The sequence below is a fragment of the Saccharothrix sp. NBAS 001 genome, assembly GCF_056640475.1.
Genome location: NZ_CM153251.1, coordinates 7,452,739 through 7,478,904 on the forward strand (window position 1 = coordinate 7,452,739; position 26,166 = coordinate 7,478,904).

The 26,166-nt window shown below is 71.8% G+C and carries 28 protein-coding genes; 6 read left to right on the forward strand and 22 right to left on the reverse strand.

All coding sequences use genetic code 11. The features are described from left to right. Positions 1 to 68: 68 nt before the first annotated feature. The 5 genes from AC0HI0_RS32360 to AC0HI0_RS32380 form a co-directional block, all read right to left on the reverse strand. Complete coding sequence (locus tag AC0HI0_RS32360) at positions 69 to 839, reverse strand: redox-sensing transcriptional repressor Rex (RefSeq protein ID WP_480927268.1); 771 nt, start codon at positions 837 to 839, stop codon at positions 69 to 71. A 358-nt stretch (positions 840 to 1,197) separates the two neighbouring features. Continuing rightward, positions 1,198 to 1,848, reverse strand: a complete 651-nt coding sequence (locus AC0HI0_RS32365) for a fasciclin domain-containing protein (protein ID WP_480927269.1) — start codon at positions 1,846 to 1,848, stop codon at positions 1,198 to 1,200. Between the two features lie 76 nt (positions 1,849 to 1,924). After that, positions 1,925 to 3,415, reverse strand: a complete 1,491-nt coding sequence (locus AC0HI0_RS32370) for a molybdopterin-dependent oxidoreductase (RefSeq protein ID WP_480927270.1) — start codon at positions 3,413 to 3,415, stop codon at positions 1,925 to 1,927. 73 nt (positions 3,416 to 3,488) lie between these two features. Further along, positions 3,489 to 3,725 (reverse strand): glutaredoxin family protein, encoded by a 237-nt coding sequence (locus tag AC0HI0_RS32375; protein ID WP_480927271.1) that lies wholly within the window; start codon positions 3,723 to 3,725, stop codon positions 3,489 to 3,491. 22 nt (positions 3,726 to 3,747) lie between these two features. After that, a complete protein-coding gene (locus AC0HI0_RS32380; RefSeq protein ID WP_480927272.1) occupies positions 3,748 to 5,217 on the reverse strand; it encodes an AMP-binding protein in 1,470 nt (489 codons plus the stop codon). A 216-nt stretch (positions 5,218 to 5,433) separates the two neighbouring features. Between AC0HI0_RS32380 and AC0HI0_RS32385 the strand changes: the two genes are divergently transcribed. From AC0HI0_RS32385 to AC0HI0_RS32400, 4 genes are all read left to right on the forward strand, one after another. Further along, entirely contained in the window at positions 5,434 to 6,033 is a 600-nt protein-coding gene (locus AC0HI0_RS32385; protein WP_480934440.1) for a sigma-70 family RNA polymerase sigma factor, read from the forward strand. Between the two features lie 109 nt (positions 6,034 to 6,142). Beyond that, positions 6,143 to 7,225 (forward strand): DUF5667 domain-containing protein, encoded by a 1,083-nt coding sequence (locus AC0HI0_RS32390; RefSeq protein ID WP_480927273.1) that lies wholly within the window; start codon positions 6,143 to 6,145, stop codon positions 7,223 to 7,225. 39 nt (positions 7,226 to 7,264) lie between these two features. After that, the gene (locus AC0HI0_RS32395) at positions 7,265 to 8,155 is read left to right on the forward strand and encodes an HAD family hydrolase (RefSeq protein ID WP_480927274.1); all 891 of its coding nucleotides are present in this window, start codon (positions 7,265 to 7,267) and stop codon (positions 8,153 to 8,155) included. Next, positions 8,148 to 8,546, forward strand: coding sequence for a hypothetical protein (locus AC0HI0_RS32400; RefSeq protein ID WP_480927275.1), 399 nt, complete (start codon positions 8,148 to 8,150; stop codon positions 8,544 to 8,546). Before AC0HI0_RS32395 ends, AC0HI0_RS32400 begins: the two co-directional genes overlap by 8 nt. Before the next feature lie 5 nt (positions 8,547 to 8,551). Here the strand turns inward: AC0HI0_RS32400 and AC0HI0_RS32405 are convergent, their stop codons facing one another. From AC0HI0_RS32405 to AC0HI0_RS32465, 13 genes are all read right to left on the reverse strand, one after another. Then, positions 8,552 to 9,589 carry a lysophospholipid acyltransferase family protein gene (locus AC0HI0_RS32405; protein WP_480927276.1) on the reverse strand — a complete coding sequence of 346 codons (1,038 nt, stop codon included), beginning with the start codon at positions 9,587 to 9,589 and terminating at the stop codon, positions 8,552 to 8,554. A gap of 20 nt (positions 9,590 to 9,609) precedes the next feature. Then, complete coding sequence (locus AC0HI0_RS32410) at positions 9,610 to 10,647, reverse strand: NAD-dependent epimerase/dehydratase family protein (protein ID WP_480927277.1); 1,038 nt, start codon at positions 10,645 to 10,647, stop codon at positions 9,610 to 9,612. Positions 10,648 to 10,870: 223 nt separating this feature from the next. Beyond that, complete coding sequence (locus AC0HI0_RS32415; protein WP_015105422.1) at positions 10,871 to 10,972, reverse strand: 30S ribosomal protein bS22; 102 nt, start codon at positions 10,970 to 10,972, stop codon at positions 10,871 to 10,873. A gap of 125 nt (positions 10,973 to 11,097) precedes the next feature. Beyond that, the gene (locus tag AC0HI0_RS32420) at positions 11,098 to 11,307 is read right to left on the reverse strand and encodes a helix-turn-helix domain-containing protein (RefSeq protein WP_015105423.1); all 210 of its coding nucleotides are present in this window, start codon (positions 11,305 to 11,307) and stop codon (positions 11,098 to 11,100) included. A 120-nt stretch (positions 11,308 to 11,427) separates the two neighbouring features. Next, the gene (proC, locus tag AC0HI0_RS32425) at positions 11,428 to 12,240 is read right to left on the reverse strand and encodes a pyrroline-5-carboxylate reductase (RefSeq protein WP_480927278.1); all 813 of its coding nucleotides are present in this window, start codon (positions 12,238 to 12,240) and stop codon (positions 11,428 to 11,430) included. A 52-nt stretch (positions 12,241 to 12,292) separates the two neighbouring features. After that, a complete protein-coding gene (locus tag AC0HI0_RS32430; RefSeq protein WP_480927279.1) occupies positions 12,293 to 13,099 on the reverse strand; it encodes a thioesterase family protein in 807 nt (268 codons plus the stop codon). An 8-nt stretch (positions 13,100 to 13,107) separates the two neighbouring features. Beyond that, the gene (locus AC0HI0_RS32435) at positions 13,108 to 14,028 is read right to left on the reverse strand and encodes a proline dehydrogenase family protein (protein ID WP_480927280.1); all 921 of its coding nucleotides are present in this window, start codon (positions 14,026 to 14,028) and stop codon (positions 13,108 to 13,110) included. A gap of 40 nt (positions 14,029 to 14,068) precedes the next feature. Further along, positions 14,069 to 14,854, reverse strand: coding sequence for a sugar phosphate isomerase/epimerase family protein (locus tag AC0HI0_RS32440; RefSeq protein ID WP_480927281.1), 786 nt, complete (start codon positions 14,852 to 14,854; stop codon positions 14,069 to 14,071). Then, positions 14,851 to 15,753 carry a hypothetical protein gene (locus tag AC0HI0_RS32445; protein WP_480927282.1) on the reverse strand — a complete coding sequence of 301 codons (903 nt, stop codon included), beginning with the start codon at positions 15,751 to 15,753 and terminating at the stop codon, positions 14,851 to 14,853. The genes AC0HI0_RS32440 and AC0HI0_RS32445 overlap by 4 nt, the downstream gene beginning before the upstream one ends. Before the next feature lie 376 nt (positions 15,754 to 16,129). Continuing rightward, positions 16,130 to 17,152 (reverse strand): Ppx/GppA family phosphatase, encoded by a 1,023-nt coding sequence (locus AC0HI0_RS32450; protein ID WP_480927283.1) that lies wholly within the window; start codon positions 17,150 to 17,152, stop codon positions 16,130 to 16,132. A gap of 27 nt (positions 17,153 to 17,179) precedes the next feature. After that, positions 17,180 to 17,860 carry a response regulator transcription factor gene (locus AC0HI0_RS32455; protein WP_033436599.1) on the reverse strand — a complete coding sequence of 227 codons (681 nt, stop codon included), beginning with the start codon at positions 17,858 to 17,860 and terminating at the stop codon, positions 17,180 to 17,182. Further along, positions 17,857 to 19,050 (reverse strand): sensor histidine kinase, encoded by a 1,194-nt coding sequence (locus tag AC0HI0_RS32460; RefSeq protein ID WP_480927284.1) that lies wholly within the window; start codon positions 19,048 to 19,050, stop codon positions 17,857 to 17,859. Before AC0HI0_RS32460 ends, AC0HI0_RS32455 begins: the two co-directional genes overlap by 4 nt. Positions 19,051 to 19,158: 108 nt before the next feature. Further along, positions 19,159 to 19,968 carry an oxidoreductase gene (locus tag AC0HI0_RS32465; RefSeq protein ID WP_480927285.1) on the reverse strand — a complete coding sequence of 270 codons (810 nt, stop codon included), beginning with the start codon at positions 19,966 to 19,968 and terminating at the stop codon, positions 19,159 to 19,161. 66 nt (positions 19,969 to 20,034) lie between these two features. Between AC0HI0_RS32465 and AC0HI0_RS32470 the strand changes: the two genes are divergently transcribed. Next, positions 20,035 to 20,664, forward strand: a complete 630-nt coding sequence (locus AC0HI0_RS32470) for a DNA-binding response regulator (protein WP_480927286.1) — start codon at positions 20,035 to 20,037, stop codon at positions 20,662 to 20,664. Between the two features lie 13 nt (positions 20,665 to 20,677). Here AC0HI0_RS32470 and AC0HI0_RS32475 read toward each other — a convergent pair whose 3' ends face one another. Both AC0HI0_RS32475 and AC0HI0_RS32480 read right to left on the reverse strand, forming a co-directional pair. Beyond that, a complete protein-coding gene (locus AC0HI0_RS32475) occupies positions 20,678 to 21,427 on the reverse strand; it encodes a phosphoglyceromutase (protein ID WP_480927287.1) in 750 nt (249 codons plus the stop codon). Positions 21,428 to 21,659: 232 nt separating this feature from the next. Beyond that, entirely contained in the window at positions 21,660 to 21,848 is a 189-nt protein-coding gene (locus AC0HI0_RS32480) for a hypothetical protein (protein ID WP_480927288.1), read from the reverse strand. Positions 21,849 to 22,322: 474 nt separating this feature from the next. Between AC0HI0_RS32480 and AC0HI0_RS32485 the strand changes: the two genes are divergently transcribed. Continuing rightward, on the forward strand, positions 22,323 to 22,835 hold the full coding sequence (locus AC0HI0_RS32485; protein WP_480927289.1) for a GNAT family N-acetyltransferase: 513 nt from the start codon (positions 22,323 to 22,325) through the stop codon (positions 22,833 to 22,835). A 471-nt stretch (positions 22,836 to 23,306) separates the two neighbouring features. Here AC0HI0_RS32485 and AC0HI0_RS32490 read toward each other — a convergent pair whose 3' ends face one another. Both AC0HI0_RS32490 and AC0HI0_RS32495 read right to left on the reverse strand, forming a co-directional pair. Then, positions 23,307 to 24,869 (reverse strand): 4-coumarate--CoA ligase family protein, encoded by a 1,563-nt coding sequence (locus AC0HI0_RS32490; protein ID WP_480927290.1) that lies wholly within the window; start codon positions 24,867 to 24,869, stop codon positions 23,307 to 23,309. Positions 24,870 to 25,284: 415 nt separating this feature from the next. Further along, positions 25,285 to 26,157: a DUF4349 domain-containing protein gene (locus tag AC0HI0_RS32495; RefSeq protein WP_480927291.1), complete on the reverse strand. Its 873-nt coding sequence runs from the start codon at positions 26,155 to 26,157 to the stop codon at positions 25,285 to 25,287. Between the last annotated feature and the right edge of the window lie 9 nt (positions 26,158 to 26,166).

The following is a 26,166-nucleotide window of genomic DNA, read 5'->3' on the forward strand; positions in this document are numbered from 1 at the left end:
CCCCGTCCCGGGGCCCGTCTTCGGCCCGGTCACCGCAACCGGAGCCGTCCGGCCCACTACCCGCACGATCACGGGCGAATCACCACCCCGTCCACACCGACGCCGTTGACCACGTCGACGGCGGCTTCGTCAGCCCGTCGTGCGACGTGGAACGACAGGATCTGCATCTCGACCGCCAGGTCGACCTTGCGCACCTCGACGTTGTCCGGCACTTGGAGTACGACGGGTGCGAAGTTCAGGATGCACTGCACGCCGGCGGATACCAAACGGTCGCAGACCGCCTGGGCGGCCTGGGGCGGTGTGGCGATGACGCCGATCGAGACCTCTCGTTCGGCGCAGATGGACGTGATGTCGTCGATGTGGTGGACGGGTATGCCGCCTACCGGCACTCCGGTGAGGTCCGGGTCGATGTCGAACAGCGCCGCGACCGGGAAGCCCCGGCTCGGGAAGCCGCCGTAGTTGGCCAGCGCGTGACCAAGATTACCGATCCCGACGACCGCGACCGAGTGCTTGCGGGTGAGCCCGAGGATGCGCTCGATGTGGCTCACGAGCACCTCGACGTCGTAGCCGACGCCCCGCGTGCCGTACGAGCCGACGTAGGAGAGGTCCTTGCGCAGCTTCGCCGAGTTGACCCCGGCCGCGCCCGCGAGTTCTTCGCTGGAGATGGTCGTCACGCCCTGCTCGGCCATCCCGGAGAGCACCCGGAGGTAGACCGCGAGCCGGGCGACCGCCGCTTCCGGGATCGCGCGCGCCCGTTCCCGGACGTCCGCGACCGACTCGGCGGGCGGCTTCGAGGTGGTGGTCACGACCTCGTCACCCTCGCCCCGCCGATCCACCACGCTGGCTCTCCTCGACATCCGAAGCACTGACCCGCCGGGCACCGTCACCAGCGGAGTGATAGACCCACCGTACCGCTTGTGAACGTATGCACAAAGTCGGCGGCCTGCCGGCCGGGTGGGCACCTGAACTCGGTCAACCCCCATGGAACATCCCCCCGGGGAAAAGGGGAGCCGGGTCGCCGCGTGGATACGCGCCCGGCCGGCCCACCTCGTCACCCACCATCGGGTGAACCCCCGGCGACCCCCGGACGACCGGCCCGGAAACGCCGGAGATCCGGCCAGCCGAGGGCTGACCGGATCTGCCGGGGAAGGGGGTGGGCGCGGTCCGGGGGGAGGTCCGCGCCCACCGGATCAGGGGTCACGCCGCCGGCGGCGACAGGACCTTGCCGATCACGAACACCGTGGCGTTCTTGGTCGGGATGTTGCCGCACAGGACGGGCGCGCCGTTCACGGTCATCGCGTCGCCGGTGCCGGAGATCTTGAGGTCCTGGCCGGTGAGCGACTTCACGGTGCCGGCCGACTCCAGGCCCTTGGCGTCGTAGCGCTTGTCGACCACGTGGAAGGCCAGGATCTTGCCCAGGGTGGCCGGGTCGTGCGCCAGCTCCTGGAACTTGGCGTCGCCCAGCTCGGCGAACGCCGGGTCGTACGGCGCGAACACGGTGATCGCGGGCTTGGAGTTCAGCGTGTCGACCAGGTTCGCCGCCTGCACGGCCGCGACCAGCTTGGTCAGCAGCGGGTTGTTGCTCGCCGCGATGGCCACCGGGTCGCTGACCATGCCCTGCAGGGAGCCCTTGTTCGACGGGTCCTGCGGCACGCTCGCGCAGCCCGGGCCGAACACGTCGGTGGTCTGCGTGACGCCGTCGGCCATCGCGGACGACGAGGCGGTGGTGGTGGTCGTGGTCGCGGCGGGCGCCGTGCTGCTCGTGCTGGAAGCGCTGGTGCCACCTCCGCAGGCCGCGAGGGACAGGGCAGCTGCGGCGGCGACGCCGGCGATGGCGAGCTTGCGCACTCGGATCACTCCTCGTTTTACCGGAATCGGTAGTCACTGAGACATTCGAAGCAGGGGTCGATCCGGTTCGGCCGGATCACTCGATCGTGAAAAAAATCGAGTGCCAGCCGGTCGCGCCGTCCGGGATCGGGGCGACCCGCGCCGACGGCTGGGTGAACCCCTTGAGGTCGGTGGCCCGGCACTCGACGGTGTGCCCGCCCGGCGGCAGGTCCAGCTCGGCGCGCCACATCCGCCACGTCGACCCGTTCACCTCGGCCGCCAGCGCGGCGTCGCGCCACGGGCCGCCGTCCGACCGCACCTCGACCTTCCCGACCCCGGTCGGCTGCGCCCAGGCCACCCCGCTCACCACCACCCGGCCGCGGACCGTGGCGAACCCCTGCGGGCTGTCGATCCGCGACATGACCTTGATCGGGCCCTTCTGGCCCCAGCCGCGCTCCAGCCAGTAGCCGCGCTTGTCCGCGAACGTGGTCAGCTCCAGGTCGACCACCCACTTGGTGGCCGAGAGGTAGCCGTACAGGCCGGGCACGACCAGGCGGGCCGGGAACCCGTGCTCGACCGGCAGCGGCTCGCCGTTCATGCCCAGCGCGATCAGCGCGCCGCGATCGCGTTCCATCACGACGTCGACCGGCGAACCCGCGGTCCACCCGTCCACGCTGGTGGAGAACAGCTGGTCCGCGCCGGGTTTGACGCCCGCCTCCAGCAGCACGTCGCGCAGCGGCACGCCGACGAAGTTCGCCGTCGACACGTACGGGCCGCCCACCTCGTTGGAGACGCAGGTCATCGTGATCGTGCGTTCGACCAGGTCACGGCCGCGCAGGTCGTCGTAGCGCAGGGTGAGTTCGCGGTCGACCAGGCCGTGCACCCGCAAGGTCCAGTCCTCGGCCAGCACGCGCGGCACGCTCAGCGCCGTGTCGACCCGGTAGAAGTCGGGGTTCGGCGTGATGAACGAGGGCGTCCCGTCCGCGACGAAGTCCGCCCCGGCCGGGATCGCGGGCGCCGGCGTGGCGGGCTTGAGGCTGCCGATCGCGCGGCGCGAGCCCTCGACGTCGGTCCGGGTGCCGATGAACTGCCCGCCGACGCCCGCGATCACGCTCGCGCCGGCCGCGATCAGGAAGGTCCGGCGGCTCTCGCCGGGCGAGGCGGGCGTGGTGGCCGCCCGGTGCAGCCACCGGAAGACCACGATCCCGACGACGCCGGCCGCGATCGGCGCGAGCACGCCCAGCTGGCCGAGGTCGGGCCGGTAGAGCACGGCCGCGACGCCGACCACGCCGAGCGCGCCGGCCAGGACCGTGCCGGGCAGCGGGCTCTTGCGCGACAGCAGCCCGGCGACCACCGCGACGACGGCGATCACCGCGCCCATGCCGACCAGCAGGACGAGCTTGTCGTAGGTGCCGAACGTCCGGACGGCGAAGTCCTTCAGCGGCGTCGGCGTGAAGTCGATGGCGGTGTTGCCCACCGCGAGGAAGGGCGACGCGGTGGGCCCGACCAGCCCCGCGACGAGGTGCCCGGCCGCGAGGGCGGCGGCGACACCGAGGAGGCCGATCAGGGCTGCGGTCCAACGCGACATACGGGTAATTCGACACCGCGCCCGCCGCGGTTCGGCGAATCCGCGATCTTTCGGCCCCGGTCGGGCTGCGGGCTCAGCTCAGCGCGGCGCGCAGCCGGGCTTCCTCGACCGACCAGTAGCCGTGCTCGGCGCCGTCGACCAGGATCACCGGCACCCGGTCGCCGTACTCGGCGCGCAGCTCGCGGTCGGCGTCCACGTCCTGCACGTCCCACGGCACGCCGAGTTCGCCGCAGATCCGTTCGAGGTCGGCCTTGGCCTGGTCGCAGGCGTGGCAGTCGACCCGGCTGACCAGCGTCACGTGGTGGCTCACCCGCCCATCATCGCGCGCCGGGTCAGGCCAGGGGGAGGCGGAGGCGGGCTCGGGCCAGTTTGCCGGTGGGCGAGTGGGGCAGGGTCGGGGCGAACTCGACCGTCGTGGGCACCTTGAACTTCGCCAGGCGGGCCGCGCAGTGGTCCTTGACCGCGTCCTCGGTCAGGTCCGCGCCCTCGGCCGGCACCACGACGACCTTGACCGACTCGCCGGTCCGCTCGTCCGGCACGCCGACCGCCGCCGCCTCGGCCACCCCGGCCAGCTCGCCGACGACCTGTTCGACCTCGTGCGGGTAGACGTTGAAGCCGTTGACGATGATCAGGTCGCCCGCCCGGTCCACCAGGTGCAGGTCACCCTCCTCGTCGAGGTAGCCGACGTCGCCGGTGCGGAACCAGCCCTCGGCGTCCGGGCCGTGCGCGCCGTCCGGCCAGTAGCCGCTGAACAGGTTCGCGCCGCGGGCGGCGACCAGGCCGGTGCCGGGCTCGTCCTCGTCCAGGTCGAGCGGCCGGCCGTCGGTGTCGACCAGGCGCACCTCGACGCCGGGCAGCGCGCGCCCCACCGAACCGGGTTTCGGGGTGCCGCCGACCAGCGTGGAGGTCAGCACCGGGCCGGTCTCGGTCAGGCCGTAGCCCTCGTACACGGGCAGGCCCACGGCCTGCCGCACGCCGTCGAGCACGCCCGCCGCCAGCGGCGCGGCGCCCGAGGTGAACAGCCGCACGGTGGCCAGGTCGTCGCGCAGCCGCTCGACCGGCTGGGCCAGGATCGCCTGGTACATCGGCGGCACGCCGACCAGCGTGGTCACCCGGTGCTCGCGGATCGCGGTGAGCGCGGCGTCCGGGTCGAACCGCTCCAGCAGCACGGCGGTCGCGCCCGCGCCCGCCACCTGGAGCAGACCGGGCCCCAGGCCGTAGACGTGGAACAGCGGCAGCGCCAGCAGCACCCGGTCCCCCGCGGTCACCGGGGCGGGGCGCAGGGACGCGCACTGGTCGACGTTGGCCAGCAGCGCCCGGTGCGACAGCATCGCGCCGCGCGGCACGCCGGAGGTCCCGGACGTGTAGCCGAGCACGGCCAGGTCCTCGTCCGCGCCGATCGCGGTGAACTCCTCGCCGGGCACGAGTTCGGGTTCGGGCAGCGCGGTGGCGTCCGAGCCGCCGCCGTCGCCGACCAGCAGCCGCGCGCCGCTGTCGGCGACCAGGCGCTGGAGTTCGCGGGCGGGCTGGCCCGGTCCGGCGGGCACGACCACGCCGCCCGCGCGCAGGACGCCGAACACGGCCACGCAGAACGCCGGCCCGGTCGGCAGTCGCACGACCACCCGGTCACCCGGCTCGACGCCCGCGTCCACCAGCCGGTGGGCTTCGCGATCCACGAACGAGTCGAGTTCGGACCAGGTGTAACTGTTCGCAGTCGTGACATCCACCAGTGCCACGTGCTTGGGTCCACGGTGCGCGGAGGCGCGAACCAGGTCGGCGACGTTGCGTGCGGAAGCGGTCAAGTCGACCTCCTGGTTTAACTCTGCGGACCTCCGCGCAGTCTGTCACGGGCGGGTGGCGTCACGCAGTGCCGCCGAACGCGTGGTGGATTCGAGACCGGTTGCCGCTACCTACTACGGAGTAACAACACGTATGCTGCCCGGACGGCGACTCTGTGGAGGTGCCGCGAGCCGATGACCGCAAGGGCGCGCGACAAGACGGACCGGACACTCCGCTCGATGTGGAGTGCGGGCGGCCGGTCCAGCACGATCGAGGGTGTGCAGAACGACTCGGTCGAAGAGCCGTGGGACCTCGTGCGTGCCGCCCAGGCAGGCGACACGGACGCCTTCGGTGCGCTCTACGACCGCTACGTGGACGTCGTCTTCCGGTACGTGCTGTTCCGGGTGGGCGACCGCACCCTGGCCGAGGACGTCACCAGCGAGACGTTCCTCCGCGCGCTGCGCAGCATCGGCTCCATCAGCTACCAGGGCCGGGACGTGGGTGCGTGGTTCGTCACCATCGCCCGCAACATCGTGTTCGACCACGTGAAGTCCAGCCGCTACCGGCTGGAGGTCACGACGGCCGAGCCGGCGGACAACCGCGAGGTCACGAGCGGTCCCGAGCAGGAGGTGCTGACCGATGCGGCCAACGCGGAACTCCTCAAATGTGTAGCCCAACTGGGTGACGACCAGCGGGAATGCATCACTCTCCGTTTCATCCAGGGCTTGTCCGTGGCGGAAACGGCCGCGAAGATGGGTCGCAACGAAGGCGCCATCAAGGCCCTGCAACACCGCGCTGTGCGCAGGCTGGCCCAACTGCTGCCGAACTGGCTGCGGTGACCCGGTCGCCACGATCGCGTGGTCGTGGGATGCGCCGCTCGTACCCGCGTAACCCCGGCACCCGCGGGTTCGTTACTCGGGGCAGGAACTCCTGACGAGTCGGTGCGGGATGGTGGGCAGAGGGATCACGCCGCTAGGGCGTCACAGGCAGCGCGAGCAGTTCGCCCGCGCCGTCGACGCGCAGCCCGAACAAGCCGATCCGGACTTCGCCGACGAACTCGCCGTCGTCGCCCTGCTGCGGAAAGCCGCAGTCACGAGCGGCCCCGACGAGGCGACCAAGGCCCGGATGCGGGAGCGGGTGCTCGGCGCGACCCCTCCCCCGGCCGCCGAGATCGACCGGCGGCGTCCGCGCAGCGGAGCCCGCGGCCGATTAGCAGTCGCCCTCGCCGCCGCGTTGTGCCTGGTGTTCTCGCTGGTCGGGATGAGCCTCCTGCTGTCCCGCGACGCGTTGCCCGGTGACGCGCTCTACGGCGTCAAGCGCACCGCCGAGTCGGCCTCGCTGGGCCTGACCTTCGGCGAGGAGTCCAAGGGGTACAAGCGCCTGGAGTTCGCCTCGGCCCGGATCTCCGAGATGGAGACCATGCTCGACCGGTACCGCGAGGACTCCGGCGGCGGCCCGCTGGGCGGCTACCTCACCGCGTTGACCGATTTCGACGCCGACGCCGCGGCCGGTTCCCGCGTGCTGGCCGCGCACGGCTCGAACGCCGACGAGCGCACGCTCGGCTCGCTGCGCGAGTGGGCCGGTTCCCAGACGACCCGCCTGGGCGACCTGCGCGGTCGCCTGCCCGCCGAGGCGGCGGCCCGCGCCGGCACGTCCCTGGACCTGCTGGGCCGGATCGCGCGGCGCGCCGAGGACCTGTCCGCACGGGCCCGCTGCGCGACCGTGACGACCGGTCAGTTCGACGAGGTCGGCCCGGTGCCCGCGACCGGCGAGTGCGCCGCGCCGCCGACCACGCCGAGCGCGCCGGCCACCGAGGCGCCCGCCACGTCGGTCGCGGTGACCCCGGCGCCCGGCGGCGGCCCGACCACGACCACCCCCGCGCCGACCGCCCCGCCCGGCGGCGTCGGCACCACGCCCGGCACCAGCAAGCCCGGCCTGCCGATCCCGTCGGTCACGCCGAGCGTCGAACCGCCCATCACGCTGCCGTCCTTGCCCATCCCGCTGCCACCGCTGCCCGGCCTCATCGGCTGATCGCTACCCTGTCCCCATCGGACGCTGGGAGGCGCTGACGTGGTGAAAAGGCGTGTGGTGGAGGGCTCGGCGGAACGGGAGAGGCTCGCCGAACTGGCCGGTGAGGCCTCGGCCGAGGCCGCGCTGGCCTCCGTGCGCGGTCCGGGCGCGGACTCTCCCACCGACCTGACCGCCGCCGCGTTCTTCGACGTGGACAACACGATGATGATGGGCGCGTCGATCTTCCACTTCGCGCGCGGCCTGGCCGCGCGCAAGTACTTCAAGAACTCGGACCTGGCCGGGTTCGCGTGGCAGCAGATCAAGTTCCGGGTCGGCGGGCGCGAGGACCCGCAGAGCGTCAAGGCCTCCCGCGAGCAGGCGCTGTCGTTCGTCGCGGGCCGGTCGGTGGCGGAGCTGGTCAGCCTCGGCGAGGAGATCTACGACGAGCTGATGGCCGACAAGATCTGGACCGGCACCCAGGCCCTGGCGCAGATGCACCTGGACGCCGGGCAGCGGGTGTGGCTGGTCACCGCCACCCCGGTGGAACTGGCCCAGATCATCGCCCGCAGGCTCGGCCTGACCGGCGCGCTCGGCACCGTCTCGGAGAGCGAGGACGGCGTCTACACCGGCAAGCTGGTCGGCGACCTGCTGCACGGCCGGGCGAAGGCGCACGCGGTGCGCTCGCTGGCCGCCAAGGAGGGCCTGGACCTGCGGCGGTGCACGGCGTACTCGGACTCGGTCAACGACGTGCCGATGCTGTCCGTGGTCGGCACGGCGGTCGCGGTGAACCCGGACTCGGGCCTGCGCGACACGGCCCGCAAGCGCGGCTGGGAGATCCGCGACTTCCGGACCGGCCGCAAGGCCGCGAAGATCGGCGTGCCGTCGGTGCTGGGCGCCGGGGCCGTCGCGGGGGCGATCGCCGCGGGCCTGGCGTACCGCCGCCGTGGCTGACCCGGCGGCGAACCCGCGTTACGTCCGCTTCCAGGCCACGACCCGGAACACGCGCGGTATCCACCCGGGGGTGTTCGGCCTGGTCAACGGCCTGGCGCGGGAGGGCCGGCCGACCCCGGAGCAGGACGAGTTCCGCCGCGTGAACAACGCCTGGTACGACGCCGCGTACACCACCCCGACCACCGTCGACCCGACCGTGTACGACCACGACCTGCACCCCGGTGCGGTGGCGTGGTTCAAGGCGTCGGCCCGGCACCTGATCAGCCGGGTCGACGGGTACCTGGAGGTCCTGGCCGCCCACGGCGTGGGCTGCGAGCGCGTGACCACCGACGACCCCGGCGTGATCGTGTACGAGGACGACGAGCAGGTCGTGGCCAAGCCCCGCGCCTGACGGCGTCAGCCCAGGAAGACGTTCCGGCGCTGGGTGAGCAGGCGGTAGAGGGTCTGCTGGATGGTCTCGCGGACCTGGTCGGTCAGGTTGAAGACCAGCATCGGGTCGTCGGCCGCGTGCTCGCCGTGCACGTCGGTGCGGATCGGTTCGCCGAACTCGATGTACCACTTCGACGGCAGCGGGATCGCGCCGAGCGGGCCCAGCAGCGGGAACAGCGGGGTCACCGGGAAGTAGGGGAAGCCGAACAGCCTGGCCAGGGCCTTGATGTCGCCGATCATCGGGTAGATCTCCTCCGCGCCCACGATGGAGCACGGGATGATCGGCACGCCGGTGTTCAGCGCCGCCGAGACGAACCCGCCGCGACCGAACCGCTGGAGCTTGTACCGGTCCTTGAACGGCTTGCCGATGCCCTTGAAGCCCTCCGGCCACACGCCGACCAGCTCGCCGGAGCGCAGCAGCCGCTCGGCGTCGGGGTTGCACGCCAGGGTCTGGCCCGACTTGCGGGCCAGCGCGCCCAGCACCGGGGTCTTGAACACCAGGTCGGCACCCAGCATCCGCAGGTGCCGGCGGGCCGGGTGGTCCGCGCGCACCGCGTAGGCGGTCATGGTGGCGTCCAGCGGCAGCGTGCCCGAGTGGTTCGCCACGATCAGCGCGCCGCCCTCGGCGGGCACGTTGTGCATCCCGATGGTCTCCACCCGGAACCACTTCTCGTACAGCGGCTTGAGCGGCGGCATCAGGACGTTGTCGGTCAGGTCGGGGTCGAAGCCGAACTCGTCCACCTCGTAGTCGCCCTGCAACCGCCGCCGGGCGAACGCCAGCAGGCCGGCCAGCCGGCGCTCCCAGTCCGGCGAACCGGGTTGCCCAGAAGACGACTCAGCAGACGACTCGGCAGACGACTCGGCAGACGACCCGGAAGACGACCCGGCGGACGGCTCCGCGGACGGCTCAGGGGGCTGCTCCGGCGACTGCCCGGCCGCCGGTCGGGGTCGCCGGGAGGCGCCCCGGTCCGGGGCGTGCAGCGGGATGACCCGTGCCTCTGCCACGTCCACCTCCTCGGCGGGGTTCACCGGAGCCTGGTCGCCGCGTCGAGCACACCGCGCTCGACCGACGCCACCAGGTCCGGGTCGATCAGCGGCCGCATCCCCCGGCCGCTCACGTAGTCGTCGAACGCCTGCTGCGTGGTCCACCTCGGGGTGAACCCGAACTCGCGCCGCAGCAGACCGGTGTCGACCACGCGGCCCCAGTTCAGGAACCGCATCTGGTCCGGCGAGAAGTCCACCAGCCGGGCGCTGCGGAACAGCCTGCCCACGGTCGGCACCGCCGTGCTGGGCACCGGCAGGGGCAGCTTCCCCGCCCGTCGGATCGCCTGCGACAACAGCAGTACCCCGTCGCCGCCGACGTTGAACACGCCGGGCAGGTCGTGCAGGGTCGCGCGCTCCAGCACGGCCAGCGCGTCCTCGGAGTGCAGCAGCTGCACGCGGGCGTCGTAGCCCATGATCGTCGGCACCACGGGCAGGGCGAAGTACCTGGTCAGCACGGTGTCGATGCGCGGGCCGATGAAGTTGGTGAACCGCAGCGCGGTGACCGCGACGTCCGGCCGGCGGCGCGCGAACCCGCGCACGTAGCCCTCGACCTCGACGGCGTCCTTCGCGTACCCGCTGGAGGGCAGGTCCTTGGGCCCCATGTCCTCGGTGAACACCGCCGGGTCGCGCGAGGACGACCCGTACACCGCGCTGGTCGACTTCACCACGAGCTTGCGCACGTGCGGCGACTTCTGGCACGCCGCCAGCAGCTGCATGGTGCCGATGACGTTCATCTCCTTCATCGCCGTGCGGCCGGTGGGTCCGGCCGGGTTGGCGGTCACCGAGGCGTGCACGACGGTGTCGACGTGCGCGGCGGCGATGACCTTGGCGATGAGCGGGTTGCGGATGTCGGCCCGGACGAACTCGGCCCGGCCCATCCGGCGCAGCAGGTCGCGCGACGGCGGCTCGGTGTCCACGCCGAGCACCCGGTCCACGTCGGGGTTGGCGGCGAACCGCGCGGCGAGGTGGCCGCCGAGGAAGCGGCTGCAACCGGTGACGAGTACGACCTTGGGCGCCATGCGACTCCGTGCGTGGGGTGCGGTGCGACGACGTGGATGCTACCCACGAATTCGAAGACCTGATCGTTCCGCGAGCGGGGTCTTGACCCAGGTCACCGCGCCGTTCACCCGGATGGCGGCGCGCGCGACGGCGGAGCACCGCCCGCCGAACCCGCTGCGCCCGGGAAAAAAGCAGGCGCCGACCCCCGCGGAACGGGGATCGGCGCCGGGAAAACCCGTAGGCCTACTTGCCGCGCTTGCGACGCTGGACGCGGGTCTTGCGCAGCAGCTTGCGGTGCTTCTTCTTCGACATGCGCTTGCGGCGCTTCTTGATGACCGAGCCCATGCGGGTCCCTCACTCACTAGACGTTGGGTGGTTCTCCACGCGCCGGTGGAGACACCCATCAGGTAGGGCGCGCCGACACCAGGCACGAACGGCCTGTGACTTTACCCGGCTGCCGGCGCGTGCCCTCACCCGGCGTCGAAGTAGGCGTTCCTCAGGTACTCGTGCACCGCCTTCTCGGGCACCCGGAACGACTTGCCCACGCGTACCGCGGTCAGCTCGCCCGAGTGCACCAGCCGGTACACCGTCATCTTCGACACACGCATCACCAGCGCCACCTCTGCGACGGTCAGGAACTTGACCTGGACCAAAGGTGCTCGATCGTTGTCCTCCGGCATGGTTCACCGTGTCCTTCGACACGCGTCGTGCCGTCGGCTTCCCCACCGACGGTTCGACACGCACGTGCTCCCCTGAGAGTAACGGGACTCGTGGGACTGGTGCGACGGCCAATGGCGGTATCAGTCCGCCTGGTGGGCCTGCCCCAGCTCCACCGAACGGTCGCGAGCGGCCTCGATGGCCGCCAGCAGGGCCGCCCGAACGCCGTGCTTCTCCAGTTCGCGGATGGCCATGATGGTGGTCCCGGCGGGCGAGGTGACCGCCTCGCGCAGGATCACCGGGTGCTGGTCGCCCTGGTTGAGCATCTGGGCCGCGCCGACCGCGGACTGGATGATCAGGGTGGCGGCCAGCTCGCGCGGGATGCCCAGCAGGATCCCGGCGTCGATCATGGCCTCGACCAGGTAGAAGAAGTAGGCGGGCCCGGAGCCGGACAGCGCCGTCACGGCGTCCTGCTGGTTCTCCGGCACCCGGGCCACCTTGCCCACCGTGCCGAGCAGCTCCTCGACCAGGTCGAGGTGCCCGGACCCGGCGAACCGCCCGGCCGAGATCGCGCTCATGGCCTCGCCGACCAGCATCGGCGTGTTCGGCATGACCCGGACCACGGGCGTGCCCTCGGGCAGCCGGCGCTCGTAGAGCGCGGTGGGCAGGCCGGCGCACAGCGACACGACCAGCGCGCCGGGCCGCAGCACGGGCGCGAGTTCGTCCAGCAGCGGTTCGATGTCCTGCGGCTTGACCGCGACCACCAGCACGTCGGCGAGCTGGGCGGCGGACGGGACGTCCACCCCCTTCACGCCGTAGCGCTCGGTCAGCGCGGCGGAGCGCTCCGGGTGCTTCTCGGTGAACACCAACTCGTCCGCCGGCCGTCCGCCCTGCAACAGGCCGGACAGCAACGCCTCCCCGATCTTCCCCGCCCCGAGCACCGCGATCGTCGTCATGCGGCAAGCCTGCCACGGCTGGGCCGTTCGGCCGACGCCGGCCGAGGGGGTGTCAGCCGGCGGGCGTGAGGGCGAGCTGCCGGGCCTGGCACACCAGGCGGCCGGTCGAGTCGATCACCACGGCGTCCTCGTCGAACCACTGCCCGTGCACCGCGCTGCACGTCACCTGCACGCGCAGCCAGCCGGACGCGGGCACGGCCCGCAGCAGGGCGGTGAGCTGCACCGTCGGCGACCACCCGAACCGGCCCAGGTTGAACGTGACCGGCATCGAGATGTCCCCCGCGACCAGCGCGAAGTACGGGTCGGCGCGCTCGCCGAAGGGCCGCACCCACAGCCGCAGGACCAGCGGGTCGCCGGAGCGCCCGGCCAGGAAGCCCGCGCCCTGCTTGTCCAGCCGCACGTCGCACACCGAGCCGAGCTTGTAGACCCCGCCGGGCCCGAGCGTGGCCAGGTCGACGGCGTCGGCGGGCGGCACGGCGGGCACGTCGGGCAGGTCCGCGTAGTCCGGCGGCTGCACCGGGATGCGCCCCACCGTCACGGTCGACTCGACGCAGCTGCGACCGCGCTGCTCCAGCGTGGAGGTGACCACCGTCGCCGTCCGGCCGGCCTTGCGGACCTCGGTGCGCAGCAGCACCGGCCCGACCTCCGGCGCGCGCAGGAACTGGGCGCTGACCGCGAGCGGGGCGAGGTCCTCCGTGCCGGGCATCGCGCCGCCGGCCGCGTGGACGGCCGCCCGCGCCGCGAGGGCGAGCAGGAACCCGCCGTGCGGCTTGGGACCGATGGTCCACTCCGCGGGCAGGGTCGCGGTGTACGTGCCGTCGCCGAGCGGGCGGACGGCACTGGCTACCGAGAACGACACGGGGCTCCTCACGAGCGGCTGACCAGCGAACGCAGGAAGAACGCCACATTGGCCGGGCGTTCGGCCAGCCTCCGCATCAGGTACCCGTACCACTGCTCCCCGAAGGGCACGTAGACCCGCACCACGTGGCCCTCGGCCGCCAGTCGCGCCTGTTCGGCGGGGCGGATCCCGTAGAGCATCTGGAACTCGAACGAGTCGGTCGCGCGGTCGTGCCACCGGGCGCGCTCGGCGACGATCTCCACCAGCCTCGGGTCGTGCGTGGCGAACATCGGGTAGCCGTCGCCGGCCAGCAGGACGTTCGCGCAGCGCACGTAGTTCAGGTCCACCTCGTGCGGGTCGCTGAACGCCACGGAGGCGGGCTCCGCGTACGCGCCCTTGCACAGCCGCACCCGCGCGCCCTTGAGGGCGTGGCAGTCCTCCAGGGTCCGCCGCAGGTACGCCTGGAGCACCGCGCCGGTCGACGGCCAGTACCGCCGCAGCTCGCCGAGCACCCGCAGGGTCGAGTCGGTGGTGGTGTGGTCCTCCATGTCGAGCGTGACGGTGGTCCCACCCTGGCCCGCCGCCGCGCAGATGCGCGACGCGTTGTCCAGCGCGAGCCGCTCGTCCAGCGCCTGCCCGACCGCGGAGAGCTTCACGCTCACCTCGGCGTCGTCGGACAGCCCGCTCTCGTGCAGCTGGTCGAGCAGCGTCAGGTAGGACTGCACGGTCCGCTCGGCGACGGCCCGGTCCGAGGTGTCCTCGCCCAGGTAGTCGAGGGTGACCCGGAGGCCGTGCTCGACCAGGTCGGCGGTCGCGTCGACGGCTTCGGCAACCGTCTCGCCGGCCACGAACCGGCGCACCACGTCCCGGCTGACCGGCGCGGTCGCGACGGCCCGCCGCACCGCATCGTTGCCCGCGGCGGCGAGGATCAACGTGCGCAACGGATTCACGATCAAGACCCTAGTCGGTACTTGGGGGGAAAGCAGCGGGTCAGAGGTGCAGGCGGGCGAACAGCAGGGACTCGGCGAGCAGTTCCCGGCGTTCGGCGGCTGTCCGCGCTTTGCGGGTGTTGACCTCCAGCACAACCTGCCCGGAGAAGCCCGAACGGACCAGCCACTCGCACAGTTCGGCGCAGGGCTCGCTGCCCCGTCCGGGGATCAGGTGCTCGTCCTTCGGCAGGCCCGTGCCGTCGGCCAGGTGGACGTGGGAGAGCCCGTCGCCCATCCGCTTGGCCAGCTCCATGGTGTCCACGTGGGCGGCCGAGGCGTGGGACAGGTCCAGCGTGTAGTTGCGGTGGCCGACGTCGGTCGGGTCGATGGACGGCCGGAACGCCGTCACCTGCACCGACCGGCCGCGGCCGAGCGGGCGGCGGACCGGGAACATGTTCTCCACGGCGATCGCCACGCCGGAGCCGTCCTCCAGCTCGGCGACCAGGTCGGCGAAGCCGTCGGCGTACTTGCGCTGCCAGACGAACGGCGGGTGCACCACGACCGTGCGCGCCTCCAGGTCCTGCGCGGCCTGGACGCTGCGGCGCAGCCGTTCCACCGGGTCCGGCGACCACACCCGCTGGCTGATCAGCAGGCACGGCGCGTGGACGGCGAGCACGGGCACCTTCAGCCCCTCGGACAGCCGGCGCACGGCCCGCACGTCCTGGCTGACCGGGTCGGCCCACACCATGACCTCGACGCCGTCGTACCCGAGTTCGGCGGCGGCCTGGAAAGCCGCGCCCGCGGGTTGCGGCCACACGGCCGCGGTGGACAGGCCGACCGGGATCAAGACTTCACCAGCAGCATCGCCGCTGGTGACACCGTGACGATCAGGCCCACCAGCACGGCCAGGATGGTGGTCTGGAGGTCGTCCGCGCGGCGGATCTTGCGGACCAGCATGACCAGGCCGACGGTGACCGCGAGCGCCACCACCAGCGCGGCGGGCGCGAGCGTGCGCCACAGGAAGCTGAAGCCCAGCCACAGCGCCGCGCCGCCGACCACGCCGATCGCCAGCTGGCCGATCATGACCAGCCACTCCTTGCCGGGCGAGCGCTCGACCGGCTCCTCCGGGTCGGCGTCGACGTCGGCCAGCCCGGCGGGCTCGTCGTCGAAGTCGGCGCGGTCGGCCCGGCGGTAGTCGTCGTCCTCGTCGTCCTCCTCGTCGAGGTCGACGTACGGGTGGAACTGGGTGCTCTCCGGCTCGGCCGGGCGCTCCTCGTCGTCGTCGCCGAACCAGTCCTCGGGGGACTGGTCGGGCAGCGGGTCGGGCATCTTGGCCGGCGCCGGCGGCACGATCAGCACCGACTCGGTGGGCAGCGACTCCAGCGGCACGTTGGGCGTGAGCTTGTCCGAGATGCGCGGCAGCACCTCGGTGGCCGGGTCGCGGACCGGCGGCGGGCCGGGGCGGACCAGGTTCGACCGGGACGCCTCGGCGGGCGGCGGTTTCGGCGGTCCGGCGGGCGGCGGGCCCGGCGGGACGTTCGGCTTGGGGTGGCCCGACCGGGCGGCCTCGGCCGCGAAGTCGTAGTCGTCCGGGAAGTCGTCGGTGATCGGCGGGACCTGGCGGGTCTCCTCGGCCGCGCTGGGCGGCGCGGGCGGACCGGGCCGGCGGCCGGTCGGCGGGTCCAGCCGGGCGCGCGGGTCCGGGCGGACCGGCGGCTCGGGCCGGCCGGGCGGCGGCTGCGGCACGTCCAGGCGCGACGACGGCGGGTCAAGGCGTCCGGGCGGGCCGACGGGCGGCTCGGGCCGGACCGGGGGCTGGACGGGCTGCTGGTAGGCGGTGCGCTCGGGCTCGGTCGGGCGCGCGCGCGGCGGCTGGCCCGGCGGGGGCCGGCGGGCGGCGGCGGGGGCGCGGCGGGCGGCGGGACGGGCTCGTCGCGGATGGGCAGCAGCCGGCCGCTGTCGGAGTTGACCCGGTCGATGATCGCCTGCGGAGCGGTGTCCGAGGCGTCCTCGGCACGACGGCGTCGGCGACGCGGCGACACCTCGCCGGAGCCCGCGCCGTACTGGGCGAGCAACTCCGCGACCGTGCGCTGGGTCTGCTCGGACTCGCTCTCTCGACTCATCAACTCCACCGTGCCCCGTGGCGGCCAGTCCGTCCAGTGTCACCCGGCCGACGGGTGCGGGCAGCGGGGTTCTCCCGCGCCTCGCCGTTGTCCGGGCCGTTAGTGTGGTCCAGCCGACGCAGGATGACACCTTCCCGCAGCGCCCAGGGGCAGATCTCCAGCTCTCCGAGTGACAGGGCTCGCATGGTGGCCTCGGCCACCAGGGCCCCCGCGACGAGCTGGTGGGACCGGCTCGCGCTCACCCCCTCCAGCTCCGCCAGGTCGTGCGCGGACATCCGCGAGACGAACGCGGTGAGCTGCCGCAACCCCGCGTGGGTGAGCACCCGCCGGGCGCGCGGCCCGGCGGTCGACGGGGCGGCGCCGGTCAGCCGGGCCAGCGTGCGGAACGTCTTGGACGTCGCGACCACCCGATCGGGTGATCCGGCGCGGCGGAGCTTCTTGACCACCGGGGCGAGCTGGTCGTCCAGCCACTCGGTGGTGTCGCGGATCTCCGACCGGCTGGGCGGGTCGTGCCGGAACCGGGTCCGGGTCAGCCGGCCCGCGCCCAGCGGGACCGAGAACGCCTCCTCGGGCTCCTCGTCCAGGCCGATCGCCAGTTCCAGCGAGCCGCCGCCGATGTCCAGGCAGAGCAGCCGCCCGGCGGACCACCCGTACCAGCGGCGCACCGCCAGGAAGGTGTAGCGGGCCTCGTCCTCGCCGGACAGGACCTTGAGGTCCACCCCGGTCTCGGAGCGGACCCGGTCGAGCACCTCGGCCGAGTTGCCCGCCTCGCGGACCGCGGACGTGGCGAAGGCCATCAGGTCCTCGCAGCCCAGCCGGGCCGCGGAGGCCTTGGTCGCGGCGACCGTGCGGACCAGCTGGTCCGCACCGGCCTTGGTGAGCAGCCCGTCCTCGTCCAGCTGCTCGGCCAGCCGCAGGACGGACTTCTCCGAACTCATCGGCGTCGGGTGGGCACCACGATGAGCGTCCACCACCAAGAGGTGGACGGTGTTGGACCCGACATCAAGCACCCCTAGGCGCACGGCGTGCACCGTACCCGGTCGGCGGGGTCAGGACTCGAACTTGTAGCCCAGTCCGCGCACGGTCACCAGGTGCCGCGGAGTCGACGGATCGGGCTCGATCTTCGACCGCAGCCGCTTGACGTGCACGTCCAGGGTTTTGGTGTCGCCGACGTAGTCCGCACCCCACACCCGGTCGATGAGCTGACCGCGGGTGAGCACGCGACCGACGTTGCGCAGCAGGTACTCCAGCAGGTCGAACTCCTTGAGCGGCAGGTTGACCTCGCCGCCGTCGACCGTGACCACGTGCCGCTCGACGTCCATCCGGACCGGGCCGGCCTCCAGGACCTGCGGCAACAGCTCCTCGGACTCGCCGCCGCGGCGCAGCACGGCGCGGATGCGGGCGATCAGCTCCCGGGCCGAGTAGGGCTTGGTGACGTAGTCGTCGGCCCCCAGCTCCAGACCCACGACCTTGTCGATCTCGCTGTCCCGGGCAGTGACCATGATCACGGGCACGGCCGAGCGGGCGCGCAACTGCTTGCAGACGTCGGTGCCGCTCATGCCGGGCAGCATCAGGTCGAGCAGCACGATGTCCGCGCCGTTGCGGTCGAACTCCTCCAACGCCTCCTGGCCGGTGGCCGCGAGCGCCGCGGTGAAGCCCTCCTTGCGCAGCAGGAAGGCGAGCGGATCGGCGAAGGACTCCTCGTCCTCCACGATGAGCACCCTGGTCACAGCTCTCCTCCGAGTTTGCCCGCGCTGGTCGGCACAGGGACAGCGAGTTCCGGTCTGGGCAGGTCGGCGGTGCGCTCTTCCCGGTCGGGGTGTGCCGGGATGCGCAGCGTGAACGTGGAACCGGTGCCCGGGAGGCTCCACAGCTTCACCTCGCCGCCGTGGTTGGCGGCGACGTGCTTGACGATGGCGAGCCCGAGGCCGGTGCCCCCGGTGGCCCGGGACCGGGCCTTGTCGACGCGGTAGAACCGCTCGAACACGCGGGCCTGCTGGTCTTCGGCGATGCCGATGCCGCGGTCGGTGACCGCGATCTCCACGAAGCCCGCGACCAGCCGCCTGCTCACCGACACCGGGCTGCCCGGCGGCGAGTAGGCGACCGCGTTGTCGAGCAGGTTGCTCAACGCGGTGACCAGCAGCGTCCGGTCGCCCTCGACCTCCAGCCCGCTGGGGTCGTCGGTGGCGATGCCGATGCCGGCCGACTCGGCGGCGAGCTTCGAGCGGCTCATCGCCTCGTCGATCACCACGTCGACGCCCACCCGGTTGAGCTCGGGCAGCTTCTCCGCGCCCTGCAACCGGGACAGCGCGATCAGCTCGGTGACCAGGGTGCCCAGGCGGGTGGCCTCCTGCATGATCTTGGCGCTGAACCGGCGGACCTCCTCCTGGTCGTCCGAGGCGTCCAGGACGGCCTCGGCGAGCAGCGCGAGCGCGCCCACCGGGGTCTTGAGCTCGTGGCTGACGTTGGCCACGAAGTCGCGCCGGGTGGCTTCCAGGCGGACCGCCTCGGACTCGTCCGAGGCGTCCACCACGACGAAACCGTCGGTGATCACCTTGACCTGGGCGTGCACCGCTTCCGGCTGCCGGCCCTTGACCTCGAACGAGGACAGGTCGACGTTGACCACCTCGCCGGTTTCCCGGGCGAGTTCGGCCGCGCGCCGGGCGCGGTCGTCCACCCGGTTGTTGCGGACCACGCCGAGTTCTTCGGCACGTGGGTTGTGCAGCACGACGTCCCCGAAAACGTTGAGGACGACTATGCCGTCGTGGGCGGACTGGACGACCATCCCCATCAGGTCGGCGACGGTGAGGCCGGCGGGCCGTTCGCTGCGCGGGCGCGCGGTGGCCCGCCCGACGAAAAAGGCCGCGCCGCCGATCAGCAGAACGCCGATCGACAAGACGAGGTAACCCGTTGCGGTCACGGACGCATCGTAAGCAGGTCAGGCCGGGTGCGGCCTAGTCCGCACGCGTGGTTCGTGACACCTGCGACACCGTCCGGCAATGATGTTTTCCCCCAAGACGGCTCTAGTTCACCCAATCGTGTCCAACCGACGCAGGTCCTGTTCGGACAGGCGCAGCCGACCGGACGCCAGGTTCTCTTCCAGGTGTCGGAGGGACGACGTTCCGGGGATGAGCAGGATGTTCGGCGCGCGGTGCAGCAGCCACGCGAGGGCGACCTGTCGGGCGGTCGCGCCGTTACTTTCCGCGACCTCGTTCATCACATTGTGCTGAATCGGCGAAAAGCCGCCCAGCGGGAAGAAAGGGACATAAGCGACCTGTTCCGCCGTAGTGAGGTCGAGCACGTCCGAATCGCCGCGCTCGGCGATGTTGAACATGTTCTGCACGCACACCACGGGCGCGATCGCCCGCGCCTCCGCCAGGTGCTGCGGACCGATGTTGCTCAGGCCCAACTCGCCGATCAGGCCCTCCTCGCGCAGTTCGGCGAGCACCGAGAACGGCTCCTCGACCGACCCCTCGTCACGCCCCGCGATCCGCAGGTTCACCACGTCCAGCCGGTCCACGCCCAGCGCGCGCAGGTTGTCGTGCACGGCTTCCCGCAGTTCGTCCCGGCTCGCGGCGGGCGCCCAGCCCGCGTCCGGGGTGCGGCGGAAGCCGACCTTGGTGACGACGGTCAGCCCGTCGTAGGGGTGCAGGGCCTCGCGGATCAGCTCGTTGACCACGCGCGGGCCGTAGTAGTCGCTGGTGTCGACGTGGTCCACACCCAACTCGACGGCGCGGCGCAGGACGGCCTTGGCGTTGTCCGGGTCGGCGGGCGGACCGAAGACGCCGGGCCCGGCGAGCTGCATCGCGCCGTAGCCGATGCGGTTGAGGTTCAGCATGGCCACGACTCTGGTCGAACACCCCGATCGACGCTCGACATGGCCGGATGCTGCCATGCTCGCCCCATGGAGAGCGTGGTCGTGGTGCGCGGCGAAGCGGAGCTGTTCCGACGCGCGGCGCACCTTTTCGAGGGAGCGACCGAGGAGCTGGCGTGCGCGGCCAACGCGCTGCGCACGTGGATGGGCACGCACCCGACGACCATGCCCGAGCGCACGCCCAAAAAAGTGCGCAAGCTGTTCCGGCTGAGCACCATGCTCGAACCGCAGTGGGCCGAGCACGCGCGGATCATGGCGTCACATGGCGCGCAAGTGCGCGTGTGCGCGCACGAGGTGAACGAGACGATCCTGCTGGACGGGCGGGTCGCGATCGTCGCCGGCGACATGTCGCACGGGCTGCGCAGCTACACCGTGATCACCCGGCCCGAACTGGTGCACGGCGTGGGTTCGCTGTTCGAGGCGGCGTGGCGCGGCGGGACCGACCTGGCCGTGCACGACGCCGGGATGGCCGAGCTGAGGCCGGTGGCACCGGCGGTGCTGGAGGCGTTGAACGAGGGCTGGACGGACGAGACGGCGGCCCGTGCGCTGGGCATGTCCCTGCGCACGTACCGCCGTCGCGTCGCCGATCTGATGACCGCGCTGGGCGCGTCGTCCCGTTTCCAGGCCGGTGCCCGCGCCCGCGAGCTGGGCCTGGTCTAGCGGGACTTCGCGATCAGGCACGCCCCTGGTTGGCCACGGCCTTGATCGCGTCCGCCGCCGCGTCCGGGTCCAGGTAGGTGCCGCCGGGGTTGAGGGGCTTGAGGGCCTCGTCCAGGTCGTAGCGCAGCGGGATGCCCGTGGGGATGTTCAGGCCCGCGATGGCCTCGTCGGAGACGCCGTCGAGGTGCTTGACCAGGGCGCGCAACGAGTTGCCGTGCGCGGCCACCAGGACCGTCCGCCCCTCGCGCAGGTCCGGGACGATCGCGGTCTCCCAGTACGGGATCATCCGCTTCACGACGTCGAGCAGGCACTCGGTCAGCGGCAGGTCCGGGCCGAGGTCGGCGTAGCGCGGGTCGGCGTCCTGGCTGAACTCCGAGCCGGGCTCGATCGGCGGCGGCGGGGTGTCGTACGAACGACGCCAGAGCATGAACTGCTCCTCGCCGAACTCCTCCAGCGTCTGCTTCTTGTTCTTGCCCTGCAACGCGCCGTAGTGCCGCTCGTTGAGCCGCCAGTCGCGGCGCACCGGGATCCAGTGGCGGTCGGCCGCGTCCAGCGCGAGGTTGGCGGTGGTGATGGCGCGGCGCATCAGCGACGTGTGCACCACGTCGGGCAGCAGGTTCGCCTCGCGCAGCAGCACACCGCCGCGCGTCGCCTCCCGCACGCCCTTGTCCGACAGGGGGACGTCCACCCAGCCGGTGAACAGGTTCTCCGCGTTCCAGACGCTCTCGCCGTGGCGGAGCAGCACGAGGGTTCCGACAGCCATGCGCCAAGCCTGCCAGATGAGCCCCACCGGGTCGCATCCGCTGTGACAGCCGACGCTGGATCGTTGCAGAAAACCTAGTCCTTACTGGAGATTCCGCCTACCGCGCCGGGCCGACGTGGACAGTGCCCGCCCGACGCCCCCACGTCCAGCACCGATTTCCGCACCGCCCCCCCGAGACGCGGGAAGGCCCCCGGCCGAGTCGAACCGGGGGCCTTCCACACCGGGATTCCGGTCAGCCGAGCAGGCCGAGCCCGATCAGGTTCGTGACCGGCTGCACCAGGCTGAGCGGGCCGCTCGACCCGACCGAACCGACCTGCCCGACCGGGCCGCCGACGCCGTTGAGCGGAGAGGCACCCGCGACCGGAGCGGTGAGGACGAGGGCGGCGGCGGTCGCGAGGACGAGCTTGCCGAACGTGCGCATGTGGACTCCGAACGATGGGGGGTGTTGTCGAACAACCGACGATGCTGGCGGCACCCCACCGTCGAACGCGACCCGAAACCCCAGGGTCAACCCGTCCGTGTGACACAGAGCGTGACACGCCGAGGCTGACACGCAGGGCCTGACCGACAGGCGACCCCCTCCACCACTCCCTCCACCATCCCCCGGGCCACCCCCCGCGACCATCCCCCCGGGCCACCCCCGCGCCACCCCCTCCACCACCCCCTCCGCCACCCCTGCGCCTCCTCACCTCAGAGCCCCGCATCCCGATTCCGAAGCCCTCCAAATGGCTTGCCGGCGTGGCAGGATCGGGACGTGATCGATTTCCGGACTCCGTCGGACGTGTCAGGAACCGTCGCCGACTGGGTGTGGGGTTGGGCTTTGTCCCGAGGCACCCCCGACCCCGTCACGGAACCCGACGGCTACCGCGTGGACGTCGGACTGCCCGGACACCAAGTGCGCTACGTCCTGCCAGACCCGGCCCCGAGCACGGTAGGCCCACGTGCCGCCGGTCTCACCGAACCCGGGACCTGGCTGAAGATCTGCGGTCCGGTCGAACAGGTGCAGCCCGTTCTGGGCTCCCGGTGGACAGTCCGTGCACCAGAGTTCCTGATGAGCACCGAACTGGGGACCCACCCGCTCGTCAACGCCCCTGCTCCCTACACCGTGGAACTGCACAGCACCGAGAACGTCCACGACGTCGTGGTCCGCGCGGCCGACGGCCTGAGCGCAGCGAAGGGACGGGTCGCGGTGCGCAGCCACGCGGCCGTCGTCGACATGGTGGAAACCGACCCCGCGCACCGCAGGCGCGGACTCGGCAGCGTCGTCATGTCCGAACTGTCGCGCGTCGCGACAGCGAGCGGCGCAGTGCGCGGCGTACTGGTCGCCACCGAGGAAGGGCTCGCGCTGTACCGGAAACTCGGGTGGACGGTCGAATCACCGATCACCCCCGCACACCTCCCGGATTAGCGCACCTGCCGACCCGGATCAGCGCACCTGCCGACGACATCCGCCAGAAGCACGGCCTCCACCTGAATCAACCACCCAGATTGGGTTCAACGCACCCTCAAAAGAAGGCGCGACCACCACGACACCACGACACCTCGCCACCTACTCCTTTGCCCTCCCCACAGGGGACTCTCCTTTGCCTTCCTCAAGAGGGGCTTCGTGTCATCCCGTCGACCTGGCGCAGCCCTGTCACACGAGTCGGGGACCTGCGACATGCCGACCAACCGCCGGTCACGGTGCCAGGCTCGCAGGTCCCCGGCTCGTGTGATAGCCCTCCGGGAGGTCGACGGGATGACACGAACCCCGGTCACCGCTGGGTCGGAAGACAATCGCAGAAGCCGATCATCCTGTTGGCCTGCCGCGCGGCGAGCGCTTCTTCAAAAGTCGACCACCACCGGGCCTTCACCGCACGACCACCCCACAACAACCCGGTCAGCGGGCCTCACGAGCGCGTAGATCCTTGCGCAGGATCTTGCCCGAGGCCGACTTGGGAATGGTCTCGATGAACTCCACCACACGCACCTTCTTGTGCGGCGAAACGTGTTCCGCCACAAACGCCATCACGCCGGCCTCGTCCAGCTCCGCCCCCGCCTGCCGCACCACGAACGCCTTGGGCACTTCCTCGCCCTCGTCGTCACGCACACCGACCACCGCCGCGTCCGCGATCTCCGGGTGCGTCAACAACAACGCCTCCAATTCGGCAGGCGGCACCTGGTAGCCCTTGTACTTGATCAGCTCCTTGACCCGGTCCACGATGCTCACCAAGCCACCGGCGTCGATCACCGCCACGTCCCCGGTGTGCAGCCAGCCGTCGTCGTCCAGAGTCGCCGCAGTGGCGTCGGGGTTGTTGAGGTAGCCCTTCATCACGTTCGGACCACGGCACCAGAGTTCACCGCGCTCACCCACGCCGACGTCCTCGCCGGTCGCCGGGTCGACGAACCGGCACTCCATGTTGGGGGCGATGACGCCGACCGTGCCGACCGAGATGTCGTCGCGCTCGTCCGGGATGGCGTGGCTGACCGGGCTCATCTCGGTCATCCCGTAACCCTGCGACACGCGGCACCCCAGGCGTTTCGCGACGGCCGCGGCCAGGTCGACGTCGAGCGGCGCGGCGCCGGAGAAGATCGTGTCGATGCCGGACAGGTCGTACTGGTCCACCAGCGGGTGCTTGGCCAGCGCGACGGCGACCGGCGGCGCGATGTAGACCCGGTCGGTGCGGTGGTCCTGGATCACCCGCAGGAACTCGGCCAGGTCGAACTTCGGCAGGGTCACCACCGTCGCGCCGACGTGCAGGCCGTTGTTCATCAGCACCTGCATCCCGTAGATGTGGAAGAACGGGAGCACGGCGAGGATCCGGGTGTTCCCGCCGACCTTCAGCAGCGGCCCGCACTGCACGATGTTCGCGACCAGGTTGCGGTGCGTCAGCATCACGCCCTTGGCCCGGCCGGTGGTCCCCGACGAGTACGGCAGCACGGCCACGTCCTCGGCCGGGTCCACCGACACCTCGGGCACCGGCCCGGTGGAGGCGAGCAGCCCGCTCAGGTCCGGGTAGCCCTCGGCGCGGTCGAGGACGACCACGTCGGTGATGCCCGCCTTCGCCGCGCCCGGTGCGGCGTTGGGCAGCAGCGCGGAGACGGTGAACAGCATCCGCGCGCCCGCGTCGGTCAGCTGGTGGGCGACTTCGTCGGCGGTGTAGAGGGCGTTGATGGTGGTCGCGGTCGCGCCGGCGCGCAGGACGCCGTGGAAGACGACCGCGTAGTACGGGGTGTTGGGGCTAAGGATGCCCACCACGTCGCCCTTGCCGATGCCCCGTTCGGCGAGGGCTGCGGCGAGGCGGTCGACCGCTGCGGCGAGCTGGGCGTAGGTGAGGGACGCGCCCGAGGAGCCGTCGACCAGCGCCACGCGGTCCGCGCGCTCGCCGAGGTCGGCGAACAACAGCTCGTGCAGCGACACGTCGGGCAGCTCGACATCGGGGTACGGACTGCGGAAGACCATGCGGCAGCCTCACTACTCACTAGTAACGACAATCCCGACATCGTGAGCCACCACACATCTCCGGTCAAGGCAACCCGAAGATCACGACCGCGTTACTTACCTCGGCTAATAACACTCGAATGGAGCAACGCCAGCCCTTGTGGTGATCGCCGGCGATCTGCCAAGTTGACAGGGCCGAACGGGTCGGCTCCCACGCACTCCAACGACCCGGTAGGCACCACCGCGGTTCGCAATCCCCCCGTCGAACCGCGGCCCGCTGGGATTCCCGGGCTCCCCCCGCCCGGATCCACCAGTAGCGGGGACTGACGTGGGGCGGCTTGAGCTCGTGACTCCCCCTCTCTCCCAAGCCGCCCCGCGCTCCCCTCGATGCCACTCGCAGTAGAGTTTTCCTCAGGAAAAGTGGCTCATTCAGGTGTCAGGGCGTAACCGCATTTTTGCGGCGACGACGCCACGCGAGGTATCCGATCAGCGCGATCGCGCCCACCGCGGCGAACGGCAGGACGCTCCCGATGACGATGAGCAACCAGGAGACGGCCTTGGCCAGCGCGTTCCAGCCGTCCCCCAGCGCGGTCAGGAAGTTCTTCTCCTCCGGCTCCCCGGCGCTCTGCACGGCCTCGGCCGCGCGGGTCACCGTCAAGGTCAAGGTCGACATGGCGACCTGCCCCCGCAGCGAGTCGTAGCGCCGCTGGAGCGATTCCAGCTCGCTCTGCCGCTTGGTCAGCTCGGACTCGATCTGGGTGATCTCCGACGTGCTGCCGGCCCGGTCGAGCAGGCCGCGCACCCGCTCCACGCTCGCCCGCTGGTTCGCCAGCCGCGCCTCGACGTCCACGACCTGGTCGGTCACGTCCTCGGTGCGCACGGTCCGCTCGCCGAGCACCACGTCGGGCAGCTCGCCGATCGACTTCATCACCGCGTCCAGCCGGTCGCCCGGCACCCGCAGCGTCGCCGAGGCCCGCTGGTCGGTGAAGTCCTCCGAGCCGGTGAACCCGCCCTGCGCGATCGCGACGTCCTTGGCCCTGGTCAGCGTGCCCGCCACGTCCGCCGCGCGCAGCTGCATCGACCCGGTGCGCACCAGCTGCCGGTTCTGCGCGACCGGCTCGGCGGCGGTGTTGTCCTGCTTGCCCGGCGGCTGGGTCTGCTTGCCCACCTGCGGCGAGCCCGGCTGCGCGTCGTTGAGCCGCTCAGCCGGCGCGGCGGCCTGCGAGCTGCCGCTGCTCTGGCTCGACGTGCACCCGGCCAGCGCTATCAGGCCCACCAGCGCCACCGCGATCCCCACCCGTCTGCCCATGTTCCGCTC